The following is a 15,207-nucleotide window of genomic DNA, read 5'->3' on the forward strand; positions in this document are numbered from 1 at the left end:
ACTGGATTTTGTGGATGGCCACCGAGGGCGATGGTGGCTGTCATCTGCCGGGGTAACGCAGAGAAGCCCCGCCATGTACCTCAATGCAGAGGAATGACGGGGCCCCTTGGTGTGTTAAGGACCCTCAGCAATCAGCGGTTGGGCTGTTAGGCCGGAGGCTGCTCGTTGTTGTGTGCAGAGATGACCTTCTGCTCGAATCGGATCTTCTCAAAGCGGCGATCATCCATACGTTCAAATTCGTATGGGGTATTGCTGAATCTCGGTTTGGTCGCCTTGTTGACGTGTGTGCCGAAGATGTCGAAGTTGTAGCTGACCTTCAGGAAACGCTCTCCACCAGCTTTGCTGTAATCAGCGTTGCCGCTCGTGTAGTCAATGTAGCCGACCTCCACCGAGAGACCATCGTAGACCGAGCCAGACACGCTGAAGGTGTTGCCCTTGAGGTCGTCAATAGGATTATTGGAGTCATTCGAAGCAATCCCGTTCCAGCAGAAATGCTTTACGCGGAAATGTGCACTCGGCACATAAGGAACGGCTAGAGCCAGTTCAACGTCGTACCCGCCGCGGGCTTTTTCCTCATTATTGTCCACTCCCGTCAGTTTCCAGTCGGTCAGCCGATGGTAGTAGTTGGAGTTGATTTCGAAAACCGATGTCCGGATTTCCGCACCGTAGCTGATCCGCTGGTGATTGCGCGGAAACTCATGGCTGTAGAGGACGTTGGCTCCGAGCATGACCTTGTTGTCAGACATCAGGTGCCGATAGCCAAGAGCGCCGTCGACCGTCTTGCGGGCATCCTGGTAGTCGAAGCCGCCTTCGAAGAAGATGTTGTCTGCCTGATTCTCACTCACATACACCGGGCAGGGTACCGTTACATCCCATGAAGTGACCCATGAAGGAGCGTTGGTAGTTGCTTGTGGGGGGGTATCCTGACCATCAGCCTGAGCATTGGTTGCGCCCAGCGTGGCCAGAAGAATACTGAGCGGAATGAATTTTTTCATGAGGGTGGGGTTAAGAGTGTTGCGGGAAATACTGACTTGAAATATAAACCTGGAGCCCATGATCTGCAATTATAGTTGATCATGCAGGACGAAGTTCACCCTTTCAGCTCACTATCCAAGAAAATGGGGTGATTGGGTACGAACGGAAAAAGCCCCGTGACATATTCTGCAGCGGGGCTTTTCAGTGCTGAGGAGCCAGGACTCGAACCTGGAATTGCCTGATCCAGAATCAGGTGCCTTACCAATTTGGCCACTCCTCAATCAGTTTATGAGTTGTGAATATAGGAAAAATTTCCAATTCAAAACAATTTTTTGAGCAACAGGGTTACCGGGCCTCGGTCTCAGAGGATTGTGAGCAGAATGGGGATGAGGAGAAGCGAGAGCAGCATGGACGTGGTGACCAGTGATGCGGCGTAGTCGCGGTCGAGGTTTTCGATGGCGGCAAAGGTGAGTGTATTGAAGCCTGCGGGTGCCGAGGCTGCGATGATGAGGATGGCTCTGTCAAGTCCCCTGAGGTTGAAAAGGTCGGCAAGCAGGAACCCTGCAGCCAGTCCAAGCACCATCCGGACGCCGATGCCGGCGATGATGTCCTTCATCCGGACTTTTGCGAAGCGGGCCGATGCTCCGAGTGCCAGGAGCAGAAGGGGGACGGCCAGTGCCGAAAGCGAGTTGATGATACCTGCTTCAATCGGCCCGGGTCTATGTGAGGCAAGGTTGAGGAAGAGTCCCGCCATGAGGGCCCAGACAGGAGGGGAGAGCGCGATTTTCCGTGCAATGGCCAAGCTTCCCGCTCCGTTGCCGCGGCAGGCGAATCCGTAGGCGATGGTGTAGGCTGAAAGACTGTTGGGGAGGTCAAAGACAAAGAGGCGGGCCAGTCCTTCATCACCGTAAAATGATTTTACGAAGGGAACGACGAAGCCGAGGTTCATGATGATCGAGCCGGCAAAAAGTACTCCCTCGGTCTTGTTCTCAAGATGAAGCAGGCGTCCCGAGACAGCAGCGCCGCCAGCCGAAAGCATTATGATGATGATTGCCGAAAGCGGCAGGAAGAGCATTCCGGGTTCAAGGGATACAAAAGGCAGGACGGAGAGGAGCAGTGCCGGCAGTGCGAGGTTGTAGATGATCTTGAAAAGGGAGTCGATGGCCACTGTGTCAAGAACGCCAAGCTTGCGGAGCAGAATCCCGATGGCGAACGTCGCAAATGTAGGGGCTAGAAGAAAGGCGAGATCGAACATAGCAGTTATGAACGATACGGTTTGGAGAGAAGTCCTGTGTTGTATGCCTTTCTCGTGCACCCGAGAGGATTCGAACCTCTAACCGTCTGATTCGTAGTCAGATACTCTATCCAGTTGAGCTACGGGTGCATATAGATGAACCTCTGCCTGCCTTTGCCAGCAGAGGTTCATGTGATATGTAGCGTGTACGGGATTCGAACCCGTGATCTTCGCCTTGAGAGGGCGATGTCCTGGGCCACTAGACGAACACGCCAGGTATTTCTCTATTGCCGTCATAACCAGTGGGCCCTGTAGGACTTGAACCTACGACCCAGCGATTATGAGTCGCTTGCTCTGACCAACTGAGCTAAGGGCCCTCAGCGCTTGGCTTTAGAGGCTGTTAATATAACGCACGGATGATAAAATGCAAAGCAAAAATCTCTTTTTTTGCCGATTTGTTCCGCTTCAGCCGAATTCACTGTACTTTTCGCGCTTGATCTCGGCACCAAGGTTCTGGAGCCTGGTTTCAATTCGTTCATAGCCGCGGTCAAGGTGGTAGACCCGGAGCACTTCAGTCGTTCCTTCTGCCACCAGTCCCGCAAGCACCAGGCTTGCCGATGCCCGGAGGTCTGTCGACATGACTTTTGTTCCCGAGAGTGCCTGAGGTCCGTGTACGACGGCCCGGTTGCCTTCTATGTCGATATGTGCCCCGAGCCGGTTGAGTTCCGGGATGTGGTTGAAGCGTTCATGGTATACATGGTCGGTGATCTCACTGGTGCCTTCAGCCTGGGTCATGAGCGCCATCCACTGGGCCTGCATGTCGGTGGGGAAGGCGGGAAAGGGTTCGGCGGTTATGTCCGTAGCCTTGAGCCGGCCGGTGCTTTTGAGGATCACGGTGTCGTCGGTGGTCTCGATCCGGCAGCCGGCATCACTGAATTTCTGGAGCACGGATTCCATATGGGATGGGATGACGCCCCGGATGGTGACGGATCCGCCGGTGATGGCGGCCGCTGCCAGGATTGTCCCGGCCTCGATTCGGTCGAAGATGTTGCTGAATTCCACATGCCGGAGGGAGTCGCAGCCGTGTATGATGAGCTCGGTGGTGCCGGTGCCCCGGATATCGGCGCCCATGGCCTGAAGGAAATGGCAGAGGGCCTCGATTTCGGGTTCAGCCGCAGCGTTCCTGATAATGGTGGTGCCTTCGGCAAGGACAGCCGCCATGAGGGCGTTGCCGGTTGCGCCGACTGACGAGACCGGAAAATCTATGGTTGCACCCTTGAGCCTGCCGCCTTCGGCAACGGCATCGATGAAGCCGGTCTCAATGGTGATACGGGCTCCTAGCTTTTCCATAGCCATCAGGTGCAGGTCTATCGGGCGCGGTCCGAACGCGCAGCCGCCCGGCAGTGATACTCTGGCGTGCCCGAACCGGGCAAGCAGGGGGCCGAGCACGTAGATCGAGGCCCGCATTTTTTTGACGAGTTCATAGGGGGCAAGGACGCTCTGGACATTGGCTGTCGTAATCGTGAGGGTATTGTGGGAAAAAGCGGTCTCTGCCCCGAGGTGGTCGAACAGCTGTCGGAAGGTGGTGATGTCCTGCAGATCGGGGATCCGGTGCAGGGTGAAGGTGCCGCTGCCGGAAAGCAGTGTGGCGGCGATGATCGGCAGCGAAGAGTTTTTCGAGCCGGAGGCTGTTATTTCGCCCTCGATTCTCTTTCCTCCCGTGATGACAAGCTTGTCCATTGGGTGTGTGGTGTGTGTGCGGCGGCGCCTTGAAAAACGGATAGTTAATGCTTTCGTCGCCAGAAAAACAAATTAAATTTTCCCCGGCGGTTTGCGAAGAAAAGATTTAATGCTGTACCTTGAAACATTCCCTTGCGCCCGGGTCCGCCGACCTCCCGAAGGAGCCGCCGGAGAGGGGTGCCTGAACACCGGGCCTCCGGCACCGAATGCACCAGTGATGAGTATAGAGAGACGCCAACCCATTCCCCTAAACGTGACTGAATCTTCCATCCCGGGCCGCTTTCGCCCGTTTTCGTTTTCTCATTCCGCAGCCCGCCTGTTTGTGCTGTCCGTCATATTTTTCCTGTTTCATCTCGCTGCTTTCCCTCCCGCGGCATATGGCGCCACGGCCGGGGAACTCTCAAAGATCAAACGGGAGCGTCAGGATGTAGAGCGGACGCTCATCAACCTGAAAAAAGAGCTTGATGTCTATCAGAAGAAGCTGAATGCCACCAAACGGCAGGAAACGACCTCACTGAGGCGCCTGAAGACCCTTCAGAACAAGATTACGGCACTTGGTGAACTCATCAGGGAGAATCAGCGCTATCTTGCGGTGCTTGACCGGGACATCGACCGTCTTGAGGGACAGTTCAAGGAGAACCGGCAGGTATATGGACGGGTCTCGTCCGCTTTTGGCCGAACAGCGGTTGCCGTGTATAAATACGGCGTCGACAGGGAGATGGAGAATGTGTTTGCCGCACGTTCTGTCAACGATGCCATCGTGAAGGCTCAATACATAGGCTTTTTCGCTCAAGCGGTACATGGCCATGTCGACACACTCCAGCAGGTCGCCCGGGAACTGGAGCACAACCGGGCCGAGCTGGAAAAAAGTTACAGGGCGAAAGCCGAGGCCGTGAAGGATCAGGAGCGGCAGCTGAAAAACTATGCCGCCAGCAAATCGGAGAAAGAGACGGCACTTGTGAAGCTGAAAGAGGAAAAGGCCGCCTATACCGAAAAGGTGCTTGCCGCCAGACGCAAACGGCGGCAGCTGCAGGGCCGGATCGAAGCCCTCATCAGGGCGGAGCAGCGTGCCATCGAGGCTGAACAGGCTCGTCGTCTGGCCGCACAGCCTGCTCCGCAAAAGGCCCCTGCTCCAGGAAAAGCGCCTGCTCCGGCAGCGGGGCGCAGGGTGCCGCCTCCTCCGGATTCACCAGAACTGCGTAAGGTTTCAGCGGATTTCGACAGGGCGTTCGGCCAGTTGCCCTGGCCGGTCGCAAACGGCAGGGTATCGCAGCGTTTCGGATCGGTGACTGATGCTGAGCTGAAAATCGTTACAACGAACAACGGCATCGACATCGCCGTACCTGCCGGCACCCCGGTGAAGGCGGTGTCCGGCGGCAAGGTTGCCCAGATCGCCTTCATGCCGACATTCGGCAACATCGTCATCATCCGCCATCCCAATTCGTACCTCACGGTGTACGCCAACCTTGGAGACCTTCGGGTTACCAAGAACGACCTCATTGCTTCCCAGCAGCTGATCGGACTTTCCGGCAGGAACCCCGATGGCGGTTCCGTCGTGCATTTAGAGATCTGGAAGGCCGGCGTGAAGCAGAACCCTGAAAAATGGCTCAGATAGGCAGATGCAGGGAGGATTGAAGCAACTGTTCGGCGCAATGGTCGCCGTCCTGTTCCGGTACAGGAGGTTCTGGCTGGAGCTGAAGGCAGGCGCCTGGCCTGAAGGACTTGACGTGCAGCGGGCTTACGCCGTACCGGTCATCGCCATGGTGCAGCTCCTGAAGTTTCCACTCATCGGCGTTCCGCGTCCCGCGATGTTTTTCGCCATTGCCTCATTCATCATTGACATGGCGGCGTTCTACGTTCTTTCCGGCGCCACCTCCCGTATACTTTTTCAGGAGAAGGCCGGGGAGATGGAGGGCGGCGTGGTGACGGTGCTGTCCTATGCCATGACTCCGGTCTGGCTGTTTGAACTTTTCTATTTCACAGGCAGCTGGAGCTGGATTTTCGCCCTTCTGGCGCTCGGCCACATGCTGCTCATCTCGAGTTCCGGATTTTCCTCGCTGTTCAGCCTTTCCGGCCGGTCAATGAAAACCGCCGCACTTTTTGCCGGCGTCCTTCAGGCGTCGGTGTTCGTGCTCTATATGTCGCTTGTGCGGCTGTTCAATTTTTAATTGTTCCTTTTTCATGCAGCCTCAGGACCTCGATCTCAACTACGGCCTTCTCGAAGATATTCTCAAGGCCTTCCTCCAGAACGAAATCCGGAAGTTCGGATTTTCCTCCGTTGTGCTCGGCCTGTCGGGCGGCATTGATTCTGCCGTCGTCGCCGAGCTTGCCGTCCGTGCACTCGGCCCTGAGCATGTTCTCGCCCTTAAAATGCCCTACAAAGAGAGCAGCCGCGAGAGTCTCGAGCATGCCGACCTCATGATCCGGCGCCTGAATATCAAGGCCGAGGAACGCCCCGTGACGCCGATGGCCGATGACTTTTTCCGTGATGTGCCGGAAGGGGAGCGGTTGCGGCGGGGCAACATCATGGCCAGAACCCGTATGGTGCTGCTCTATGACGTGTCCGCCCGGGACGGCAGCCTGGTGGCCGGAACGAGCAACAAGACAGAACTCCTGCTCGGCTACGGCACCATGTTCGGTGACATGGCCTCGGCCGTCAACCCGCTCGGAGACCTCTACAAGACCCAGGTCCGCGGGCTGGCCCGCCATCTCGGCATTCCCTCCATCCTTATCGATAAAGCGCCCTCAGCCGATCTCTGGGAAGGGCAGAGCGACGAGAGCGATCTGGGCTTCTCCTACGGGGAGGTCGATCTCCTGCTGTACATGATGCTTGAACTGCGCATGGAGCGCGAAGCCATACTTGGCGAAGGGGTGTCAGCATCCTTCTATGACCGGGTTCGTAAGATGGTGGTGCGCAATCAGTACAAACGGCTGATGCCGGTGATCGCGAAGATTTCAGGGCGCACGCCCGGAATCGATTTCCGGTATGCCAGAGACTGGCAGGAAGTCCGTTAGCCGAAGCGGGGGACGAATGGCCCTCCCCCGAACTCATTCCTGTTCAGAACGAGCGAAGCACCGTGTCCAGATGGAAGTGCCGGTCATCGGTTTCTGGATAGTCTGTCGTATAGTGCAGTCCCCGTGATTCCCTCCGCTTTATGGCCCCTTCGATGATGAGGCTCGCTACCTTGATGATGTTGCGCAATTCGAGCGTCTGGGTGGTGATCTTGGTCTTCTTGTAGTAAGACTCGGTCTCCTCCTTCAGAAAGTCGATGCGGCGCTGTGCCCGCTGCAGGCGCAGGTCGCTGCGCACGATGCCTACATAGTCGTTCATCACCTGCTGCGCCTCCCGCTTGTTGTGCGAGACAAGGATCCACTCTTCGGGGTTGACGGTGCCGCTGTCGTCCCAGTCGGGAAAGCTGACGGAGTTCTGGATGCTGTGCAGCTCCGTTTGGATCTGTTCGTACGATCGCCATGCAAAGACAAGCGCCTCGAGCAGCGAGTTGCTGGCAAGGCGGTTGGCGCCGTGCACGCCGGTGCAGCTGGTCTCGCCGCAGGCATAGAGTCTGTTCAGGGTCGTTCTTCCACGGTCATCGGTCCGAATTCCGCCGCAGGAGTAATGTGCGGCGGGAACAACAGGGATCATCTCCTTCGTCATGTCGATGCCGAACTCGAGGCAGGTTTCGTAGATGTTCGGGAAATGCTCGATGGTTTTTTCCGCCTCGATGTGGGTGACGTCGAGGAATACGCACTCTTCGCCGCTCTTCTTGATTTCCGAGTCGATAGCACGCGCTACGATGTCGCGCGGGGCAAGGTTCTCCCGCTTGTCGTACTTGTGCATGAACGCCTCTTTGTTTTTCAGCCGGAGAATGCCGCCGAACCCCCGGACCGCTTCGGAGATGAGAAAGGACTTGGCTTTCGGGTGGTAGAGCGAGGTGGGGTGGAACTGGATGAACTCCATGTTGGCTATTTCCGCCCCTGCCCGGTAGGCCATGGCAACGCCGTCACCGGTGGCGATGTCGGGGTTGGTGGTGTGCGGATAGACATGGCCGAGCCCGCCTGAAGCTACCATGGTGATCTTCGCGAGGATCTTTTTTGGTTTGCGCTGCAGGGAGTCGAGCACATAGGCGCCGTAGCAGGTGATGTCGTTGGTCTTGATGCCTCGGTGGTGCTCGGTGATCAGTTCGATGGCGAAATGGTGCTCGAGCAGCGTGATGTTCGGGTGGCTGTTGACGCGGTTCAGCAGTGCCGTTTCGACTTCGCGGCCCGTGAGGTCCTGGGCATGTACGATGCGGCTTCGCGAATGACCGCCCTCTTTGCCGAGGTGAAGGTGATCATGGTCGGAGGTGGTGAACTGCACACCGAGGCTGATGAGCCGCTGGATGTGGCGCGGCCCTTCCCGGACCATGGTTTCCACCATTCCTTGGTTGCAGAGACCCGCTCCGGCATCAAGGGTGTCGGCGACGTGGTACTCAGTGCTGTCGTTCTGGTCTATGGTTGCCGCTATTCCGCCCTGAGCCCAGTTGGTGTTGGATGTTGAGCTCTCTTTTTTCGTGATGATGGTGACCTTGGCGTGGTCGGCCATATGGATGGCGAAATAAAGGCCGCCAATGCCGCTGCCTATCACGAGGACGTCCGTTTTGATCTCTTCGGTCATGGGTGTGAGGTGTCGCATTGCTGTTCGGGTGCGGTTATGTCTCGGGGAAAATACCACGCCGCAGGCATATTTCCCTGCGGCTTTTTCCGGCCTTGCCTTTTAACGGCTTTCGAATTGTTTTTTCAGGCTTTTCGGGGCGGTGCGAGCTGCTTGATGGCGCTTGCCAGAATGACGAGGATGCCTACGACAATGATGGCGTGGACCCAGGTGACGAGTTCCGGGAAAAGGCTCGCGACAAAGTATCCGATGAGGGTGAAGATGGACACCCAGACCGTGCTTCCGGCGATGCTGAAGAAGAGGAGGGAAGCAAGCGGCATGCCGGTGACCCCGGCGAGCGTGGCGGCAAAGCTGCGGACTACCGGAATGAAGCGGGCGAGGAACACGGCTTTCGGCCCGTGTTTCTGGTAGAAGGCCTCAGTTTTTTCAAGGTGTTCGCGGTGAAAGAACCGGGAGTCGCTTTTCATGAAAAGACGCCTGCCGAGGTGTTTGCCGATGAGCCAGCCGGTAAGGTCGCCGAGGACGGCCCCGGAGGCGAGCGTGATCATGACGAGTGAGAGTTCGAGCTGGCCGGAGGCGGCAATGAGCCCTGCGGTGATGAGCAGCGAGTCGCCCGGGAGAAAGAAGCCCGCAAAAAGCCCGGTCTCTGCAAAAACGAGCAGGAAGAGCAGCAGGTACCCGCCCTGGAGGATCAGCTCATCGAGGGACCCGATATGGAGAAGGGCTTCGGACAGGGGCATTGGCATGGGTTGAAAGCATACGGCACCCTCCCCGGCCGGCTGGCGCGGTGAAGGTGCCGTTTCCTGTTGCTGTTGCTGCGGGCTGCTTGCTCTCTTTTGGGAGCTTAGGGGAGCAGGACTGCGCAGGAGATCACGGTCGTCCACATGCCGTTTTCGCCTTCAGCCGACTGCGTGATGTTGTAAGAGTTGATGATTTTGCCGCTCATCTTGTAGATTCCCTCGCGCTCGTCCCAGTCCTTATTGGGGTCGAACTCGATGCCGAGCGTGGTGGCAAGCATCGTTGCGGCCAAGTCCTCGGCGTATTCGCCGGACTGCTCTGCGTCTTCGCCGAACGGGTGGTGCTCGGACAGGTAGCCGTACTGGGTGTCATCGGCCGGGATGGCCACACCGATCGAGGCGGCGATGAGCCGGTTGTACTCGTTGGTGGAGTTGCGGGCCATTACCGCGAAGGTAATCTGGCCCGGGGTGAGCATTTTCACTCCCTCTTCAACGCTGACACGTTCGCATTTGGGAGGAAAGATGCTGGAGACGGTAACCAGATTGCATTTTTCGATTTTGGCATCTCTCAGCGCCAGCTCGAACGAGGAGAGATATTCCTTGTGCCTTCCCACACCTTTGGTGAAGAAGACTTTTGAAGGGACGAATGACAATGCAGTTCCTCCGGATAAATTGTTGCTGAAATTGTGACGCTACCGAATTTGAGCAAGTATAGGAAAAAGGGATGGCATTCAAAATGTTTTTTTAAGAGGGGAGCCGCAATTCAGCTGTTTCCGGCTGTTGCGATCCTGAAAAACTTCCGTTTGCCGGCTTTCAGGGTTTTCGGTTCATCTGAAAGCGTGATGATTGTCTTGACATCCGTAATCTTTTCTTCGTCGATGGATACCGCGTTCTGCTGGATCATTCGTCGTGCATCGGTTTTCGAAGCGGCCGCTCCAAGCGTTGTGAGGAGGTCGACGAGCGGAAGCTCGGGTTCGCTGAACCTGGTCAGTTCGATCTCTGTCGGTGCTTGCTTGTGGACGAAGAGCCGGTCGAAGTGCTCTTCGGCAGCTCCGGCCTCACCCGCCGAGTAGTACTGCATTACGATTTCGCGGGCGAGCCTCCGTTTGGCGGTGCGGGGGTCTTCTTCCCACCCTTCGAGGATTGCCCGGCGGCCTTCTCCGGTGAGCGGAAGCAGCAGGCGGCACCAGTTTTCGATGAGGGTGTCGGGGATGGAGAGCACGCGGCCGTACATGTCGGAAGGCAGGTCGTTGAAACAGACTGCATTGCCGAGCGATTTCGACATCTTATCCTCGCCACCGGTGCCGACGAGCAGCGGCATGGTGATGCAGACCTGAGGCAGAATGCCGTATTCGCGCTGCAGGTCCCGGCCGACGAGGAGGTTGAACTTCTGGTCGGTGCCGCCGAGCTCCACATCGTTTCGGAGATGGACGGAGTCCATGGCCTGGGCGAGCGGGTAGAGGAACTCATGGATGGATATGGGTTCACTTGAGCGGTAGCGGCGTTCGAAATCGTCGCGCTCAAGCATCCGGGCTACGGTGTAGTGGCTGGAGAGGCGGATGACGTCGGCAAACGTCATGTTGCCGAGCCAGTCGGCATTGTAGCAGATGGTCGTTTTATGGGGGTCGAGGATCTTCGAGGCCTGCTCGAAGTAGCTTGCCCCGTTTTCGCGGGCCTCTTCGGCAGAGAGCTGCGGTCGGGTCTTGCTTTTGCCGGAGGGATCGCCGATCATGGCTGTGAAGTCGCCGATGATGAGGATGGCCTCGTGGCCGAGGTCCTGGAACTCGCGGAGCTTGCGGAGCACGACGGAGTGGCCGAGATGGAGATCGGGGCGCGAGGGGTCGGCACCAAGTTTTACCTTGAGGGGCGCTCCGGTCTTGATGCTGTGCTGGATCTTCTGTTCTAGCTCGGCGCTGCTGATGATTTCAACCGTGTTTGCGGTGATGATGTCAAGCTGTTCCTGCAGTGAGGGAAAGGACATGGTGCGGTGTGTATCTAAAGGGTGGTCAGTACTGTTTCCTGAGCTGCTGCAGATGACGCTCGTTCTCCCTGCCCTTGATGGTTTCGCGCTTGTCATAAAGCTTTTTTCCTTTGGCGAGCGCAAGTTCCACCTTAAGCCGGCCATTCTTGTCAAAGAAAGCTTTCAGGGGGATGAGGGTCAGACCTTTTTCATTGATTTTCGACTGGAGGCGCCGGATCTCCTCTTTGTGGAGCAGCAGCTTCCGGCTCCGCTTGGGTTCAAGTGCATCGAGGTGGTTGAACTCGTAAGGGGTGATTTGCATGTTCTCGAGCCATACCTCGTCGTGGTGGATGGTCGCGAAGCTTTCATTGAGGCTTGCTTTGCCGAGGCGCACCGATTTCACTTCGCTGCCGAGCAGCTCTATGCCGGCGACGATGGTTTCGAGAATCTGGTACTCGTAGCGGGCTTTCCGGTTCTGGATGGCCTCCGTGTATGAACGTGTCTGCTGCTTTTTGGCCACCGGGGCGGTTACTTGTTGCGGTTTTCGAGATATTCGACAGGAATGATATTGCCGATGTTGAGCACCTGGAACGGGTCGAATGTGCGCTTCAGTGCGGCCATTTCCCTGAGCCCTTCCTCTCCGTACATAGCGGCAAGATATCCGCTCTTGAGCTTTCCGATGCCGTGTTCGGCCGACAGCGTGCCTCCGAGTTCCAGCACCTTCGCTATGAACTCCAGATAGAGCGCCTTGGCCTCGATGAACTCCAGATGGCTCCGGGGCAGGATGTTCAGGTGCACATGGCCATCGCCGATATGGCCGAAAATAATATAGACAAAGCCGTGCTGTTCGCAAGCAGTGCGGTAAAAATCGAACAGTTCCCTGAATCGGGGAAAGGGTACGGCCATGTCGGTGCTGACTTTACTCTCCGCCTGGCGGCTGAGCCATTCGTTGACCAGCAGCGGCAGGCTGTGGCGGAACTCCCGCATCCGGTCCTGTTCCTCGCGGTCGAGGGCGATCCATGACTCTTCAGCCATGCCGCCGTGCTCTTCGACGATGCTGAACAGGGCTTCCAGATCCTCATCTTCAGCCCCGGTGGTTGTTTCCTGTTCGAGGAAGACAGCCCCCGCCGTGTCCCCGGGGGTATCGGGGTACTTTTGGCGGAGAAAGCCGAGGGCGTTCTTTTCGAAGAGTTCGAGGGCACGGGGGCGCCGCGGGCCTTCAATCGCGCGCAGGGCCCCGGTGAAGCCCATCAGCCCGTCCAGCTCCTGGAAATAGATTATTGCTGAGATGAGCCTTTCCGGCAGGGGAATGAGCATGAGGTCCGCTTCGAGGATGAGGGCGAGGGTGCCTTCGGAGCCGATGAAGAGATCGATGAGGTCCATCCTCTCAGCGGTATAGTATCCTGCATTGTGTTTCGTCGTTCCGGGCATGCGGTACCGTGGGCGGTGGAACTCCCGGTGTTCTCCGGAGGGGAGCTCAAGGCGGAAGATGCCTTGGGCATCGGCACGATGCTCTCCCCTTTGGAGGCTGAGCATGTCGCCTTCAGGCAGGAGAATGGTGATGCGCTCTATGTGGCGGCGCGTGGCTCCGTATTTGAAACTTCTTGCCCCGGAGGAGTTGTTGGCGATGGTGCTGCCGATGAAGCAGAGCTTTTCAGTGGGGTCCGGCGGATAGAACCATCCTGCGGCTTCGGCTTTTTTCTGCACATCGGCGAGCATGGCACCAGCCTGAACCCTCATGATCGCTTTGCCGGGCTCTGTCTGCCGCGGCTCGCCGATGGCGTTGAGCTTTTCCATGGATATGACGTGTCCGCCGAGCGGAATCCTGCCTCCTGTCGTGCCGGTTCCGTTGCCCGATATGGTATAGCGCCGGCCGAGAGCGGCGGCCTCACGCAGCAGCGCTGAAATCTCCTCCGGGGTTTCCGGTATGTAGACCCCTTCGGTATGGCCTGTTTTCAGGTTGCTGGTGTCTTCCAGATAGCTCTGTATGGATGCAGGGTCCTGTTTATGGATCATGGGGTGCAGGTTCAGCCGTTGCCGCTTCCGGAGGGGGCGGTGCGGTTTCAATGACAGGAAGGGACTCCCCGAGCGAGTCGGGGGATGTTTCCGGCGTAGGGCCGGATACTGTGAGGGAGTCGGCTGCGGGGGGGCTGGGCAGCACGGGATGCAGGTAGTGCTGGATGAGCTTTCCTGCGATCGGCGCCGAGATGGTGCCTCCGAATCCTGCGTTCTCCGCCAGGACGGCGATGGCGATTTTGGGGTTGTCGACCGGGGCGAAGGCAATGAACCAGGCGTGGTCCTTTCCTCCCGGGTTCTGTGCCGTGCCGGTCTTTCCCGCAACCCTCACTCCGGGCACTGCGGCGAGCTGGCCGGTACCTTCCCTGACGACCTCCTCCATGCTTTCACGGATGAGCCTGAAGCTCGCCTCCGATACCGGGACAGGTCGGCTTAGGCTCGGCAAGGGGACGAACCTGCCGGTTTCGGTATCGCGGTAGCCGCTTGCGATATGGGGCTGGTGGAGGGTGCCGCCGTTGGCGATGGCTGCAGCGTAGGCCGCCAGCTGGACGGGTGTGGCGCCGAGCTCTCCCTGCCCGATGGCGAGGCTGACCAGGTACCCCTTGGTCCAGCGCCCTTTTCCGTAGCGGCGGTCATAGTATGCAGTCGATGGCAACAGCCCGCTGCGCTCGCCGGGCAGGTCGATGCCGGTCTCAGTCCCGAACCCGAACATGGCCCCGTACCGGGTCCATTCGGCAAATCCGACATCGAAGATGAGTCTGTAGAAATAGAGGTTCGAGGATACGGTGATTGCGCGCCGCATGTTTACCCAGCCGTGCCCCCTGCCGCCATGGCTGAGGAACCGCCGCCGGCCGTAGGTGAAGACGCCGTTGTCGAGTACTTTTTGCTCGGGATCGATCCTGTTTCCCTCGAGGGCGGCCATTGCGAGCACCATCTTGTAGATCGAGCCGGGGGGGTAGACGGCCTGCACGGTCCTGTTGAAGAGCGGTTTGCGGGGGTCACTGATGATTGCGCGCCAGCCGTCGGGATCGGTTGCGCCGTTAAAGGTTTCCAGGTCGTACCCGGGGGCGCTCTCAAGCGCCAGGATCCCTCCGGTGGACGGATCGATGGCGATGATTGCCCCTGATTTGCCGGTGGCTTCAAGGAGCTCCCCTGCGAGCTGCTGGAGCCCTGAGTCGATGGTGAGGTAGAGGTCGTCTCCTCTGACGGCGGGAATGTCGCTCCGGCCGTCGTCGTACTTGCCGGCGTAGCGCCCGAGCGGGGTGACCATTTCAAAACGGGCGCCTTTCGTACCTTTCAGTCGGTCTTCGTACTGCTTTTCAAGCCCGCTGAAGCCGATTTTGTCATCCTGGGCATATCCTTGCAGCACCAGCTCGGCGACATCCTTGCGCGCGATCTGGCGGAGGTAGCCGAAGAGGTGCGCTCCGTAACGGGAGTCGGCGTATTTGCGTTTGTTCTCCGCTTCGATGAGGACTCCGGGCAGTTCCCAGAGGTTTTCGCCGAGCCGTTCAACGTCCTGGCTCTCAAGGTCGCGACGGAGTGTGACGGCCGAGAACCGGTTGAAGTTCCGCCCCCTCTCGATTTTCTCCGCGACTTCCTCCATAGGCCTTCGGATCAGCCATGCAAGGGCCTCCGTTCCGGAATCGTTGAACTCTGCCGGGATGACTTTAACGGAGTAAAGCGGTCTGTTGTCGACCATGATGATGTCGTTGCGGTCGATGATGCGGCCCCGGGGGGGCTGGATCCAGACCCTGCGGATGCTGTTCGACGAGGATATCGAACCGAGTTTCTGGAAGTCGAGCACCTGGATCCAGAAAAGCCGGCCGAGAAGGACGGCGAAGATGGTCACAATGAGGATCGAGACGATCCTGGTGCTGTGCTGCAGTCTGTCCAT

At 58.0% G+C, this 15,207-nt stretch carries 13 protein-coding genes and 4 tRNA genes; 3 read left to right on the forward strand and 14 right to left on the reverse strand.

The genetic code is table 11. From position 1 onward, the window contains the following. Positions 1-146: 146 nt before the first annotated feature. From PLUT_RS02895 to murA, 7 genes are all read right to left on the reverse strand, one after another. Positions 147-995: an inverse autotransporter beta domain-containing protein gene (locus PLUT_RS02895; protein WP_041463753.1), complete on the reverse strand. Its 849-nt coding sequence runs from the start codon at positions 993-995 to the stop codon at positions 147-149. A gap of 187 nt (positions 996-1,182) precedes the next feature. Next, positions 1,183-1,255, reverse strand: a tRNA-Gln gene (locus PLUT_RS02900). Positions 1,256-1,336: 81 nt separating this feature from the next. Then, positions 1,337-2,230, reverse strand: coding sequence for an AEC family transporter (locus PLUT_RS02905; protein ID WP_011357318.1), 894 nt, complete (start codon positions 2,228-2,230; stop codon positions 1,337-1,339). Positions 2,231-2,285: 55 nt separating this feature from the next. Further along, positions 2,286-2,359, reverse strand: a tRNA-Arg gene (locus PLUT_RS02910). 50 nt (positions 2,360-2,409) lie between these two features. After that, a tRNA-Glu gene (locus PLUT_RS02915) sits at positions 2,410-2,483 on the reverse strand. A gap of 29 nt (positions 2,484-2,512) precedes the next feature. Beyond that, positions 2,513-2,586, reverse strand: a tRNA-Ile gene (locus tag PLUT_RS02920). A gap of 88 nt (positions 2,587-2,674) precedes the next feature. Then, a complete protein-coding gene (murA, locus tag PLUT_RS02925; RefSeq protein ID WP_011357319.1) occupies positions 2,675-3,949 on the reverse strand; it encodes a UDP-N-acetylglucosamine 1-carboxyvinyltransferase in 1,275 nt (424 codons plus the stop codon). A 322-nt stretch (positions 3,950-4,271) separates the two neighbouring features. Here murA and PLUT_RS02930 point away from each other — a divergent pair, with 322 nt between their 5' ends. From PLUT_RS02930 to PLUT_RS02940, 3 genes are read left to right on the forward strand one after another with little or no spacing between them, the layout of a single operon-like run. Continuing rightward, the gene (locus PLUT_RS02930; protein ID WP_238974614.1) at positions 4,272-5,564 is read left to right on the forward strand and encodes a murein hydrolase activator EnvC family protein; all 1,293 of its coding nucleotides are present in this window, start codon (positions 4,272-4,274) and stop codon (positions 5,562-5,564) included. 16 nt (positions 5,565-5,580) lie between these two features. Further along, entirely contained in the window at positions 5,581-6,117 is a 537-nt protein-coding gene (locus tag PLUT_RS02935) for a hypothetical protein (RefSeq protein ID WP_238974615.1), read from the forward strand. Between the two features lie 13 nt (positions 6,118-6,130). After that, on the forward strand, positions 6,131-6,964 hold the full coding sequence (locus tag PLUT_RS02940) for an NAD+ synthase (RefSeq protein WP_011357322.1): 834 nt from the start codon (positions 6,131-6,133) through the stop codon (positions 6,962-6,964). A gap of 43 nt (positions 6,965-7,007) precedes the next feature. Here the strand turns inward: PLUT_RS02940 and nadB are convergent, their stop codons facing one another. The 7 genes from nadB to mrdA all read right to left on the reverse strand — a co-directional run bounded on the left by nadB (position 7,008) and on the right by mrdA (position 15,207). Further along, positions 7,008-8,603, reverse strand: coding sequence for an L-aspartate oxidase (gene nadB, locus PLUT_RS02945; RefSeq protein ID WP_041463754.1), 1,596 nt, complete (start codon positions 8,601-8,603; stop codon positions 7,008-7,010). Between the two features lie 122 nt (positions 8,604-8,725). Then, a complete protein-coding gene (locus tag PLUT_RS02950) occupies positions 8,726-9,346 on the reverse strand; it encodes a DedA family protein (RefSeq protein ID WP_011357324.1) in 621 nt (206 codons plus the stop codon). Positions 9,347-9,444: 98 nt separating this feature from the next. After that, on the reverse strand, positions 9,445-9,990 hold the full coding sequence (locus tag PLUT_RS02955; protein WP_011357325.1) for a pyruvoyl-dependent arginine decarboxylase: 546 nt from the start codon (positions 9,988-9,990) through the stop codon (positions 9,445-9,447). Between the two features lie 110 nt (positions 9,991-10,100). Then, positions 10,101-11,318: a tyrosine--tRNA ligase gene (gene tyrS / locus PLUT_RS02960; RefSeq protein WP_011357326.1), complete on the reverse strand. Its 1,218-nt coding sequence runs from the start codon at positions 11,316-11,318 to the stop codon at positions 10,101-10,103. Between the two features lie 25 nt (positions 11,319-11,343). Next, positions 11,344-11,817, reverse strand: a complete 474-nt coding sequence (smpB, locus tag PLUT_RS02965) for an SsrA-binding protein SmpB (protein ID WP_011357327.1) — start codon at positions 11,815-11,817, stop codon at positions 11,344-11,346. A gap of 8 nt (positions 11,818-11,825) precedes the next feature. Further along, a complete protein-coding gene (locus PLUT_RS02970) occupies positions 11,826-13,313 on the reverse strand; it encodes an FAD-binding oxidoreductase (protein WP_011357328.1) in 1,488 nt (495 codons plus the stop codon). Beyond that, the gene (gene mrdA, locus PLUT_RS02975; protein WP_011357329.1) at positions 13,303-15,207 is read right to left on the reverse strand and encodes a penicillin-binding protein 2; all 1,905 of its coding nucleotides are present in this window, start codon (positions 15,205-15,207) and stop codon (positions 13,303-13,305) included. The genes PLUT_RS02970 and mrdA overlap by 11 nt, the downstream gene beginning before the upstream one ends.

The organism is Pelodictyon luteolum DSM 273 (assembly GCF_000012485.1).
In the GTDB taxonomy this organism is placed as follows: Bacteria; Bacteroidota; Chlorobiia; order Chlorobiales; family Chlorobiaceae; genus Chlorobium; species Chlorobium luteolum.

Excerpts from the sequence above, each read along its gene's own strand:
- PLUT_RS02895 (WP_041463753.1), bottom strand. The coding sequence starts at position 995 with ATGAAAAAATTCATTCCGCTCAGTATTCTTCTGGCCACGCTGGGCGCA.
- PLUT_RS02905 (WP_011357318.1), bottom strand. The coding sequence starts at position 2,230 with ATGTTCGATCTCGCCTTTCTTCTAGCCCCTACATTTGCGACGTTCGCC.
- murA (WP_011357319.1), bottom strand. The coding sequence starts at position 3,949 with ATGGACAAGCTTGTCATCACGGGAGGAAAGAGAATCGAGGGCGAAATA.
- PLUT_RS02940 (WP_011357322.1), top strand. The coding sequence starts at position 6,131 with ATGCAGCCTCAGGACCTCGATCTCAACTACGGCCTTCTCGAAGATATT.
- nadB (WP_041463754.1), bottom strand. The coding sequence starts at position 8,603 with ATGACCGAAGAGATCAAAACGGACGTCCTCGTGATAGGCAGCGGCATT.
- PLUT_RS02950 (WP_011357324.1), bottom strand. The coding sequence starts at position 9,346 with ATGCCAATGCCCCTGTCCGAAGCCCTTCTCCATATCGGGTCCCTCGAT.
- tyrS (WP_011357326.1), bottom strand. The coding sequence starts at position 11,318 with ATGTCCTTTCCCTCACTGCAGGAACAGCTTGACATCATCACCGCAAAC.
- PLUT_RS02970 (WP_011357328.1), bottom strand. The coding sequence starts at position 13,313 with ATGATCCATAAACAGGACCCTGCATCCATACAGAGCTATCTGGAAGAC.
- mrdA (WP_011357329.1), bottom strand. The coding sequence starts at position 15,207 with ATGGACAGACTGCAGCACAGCACCAGGATCGTCTCGATCCTCATTGTG.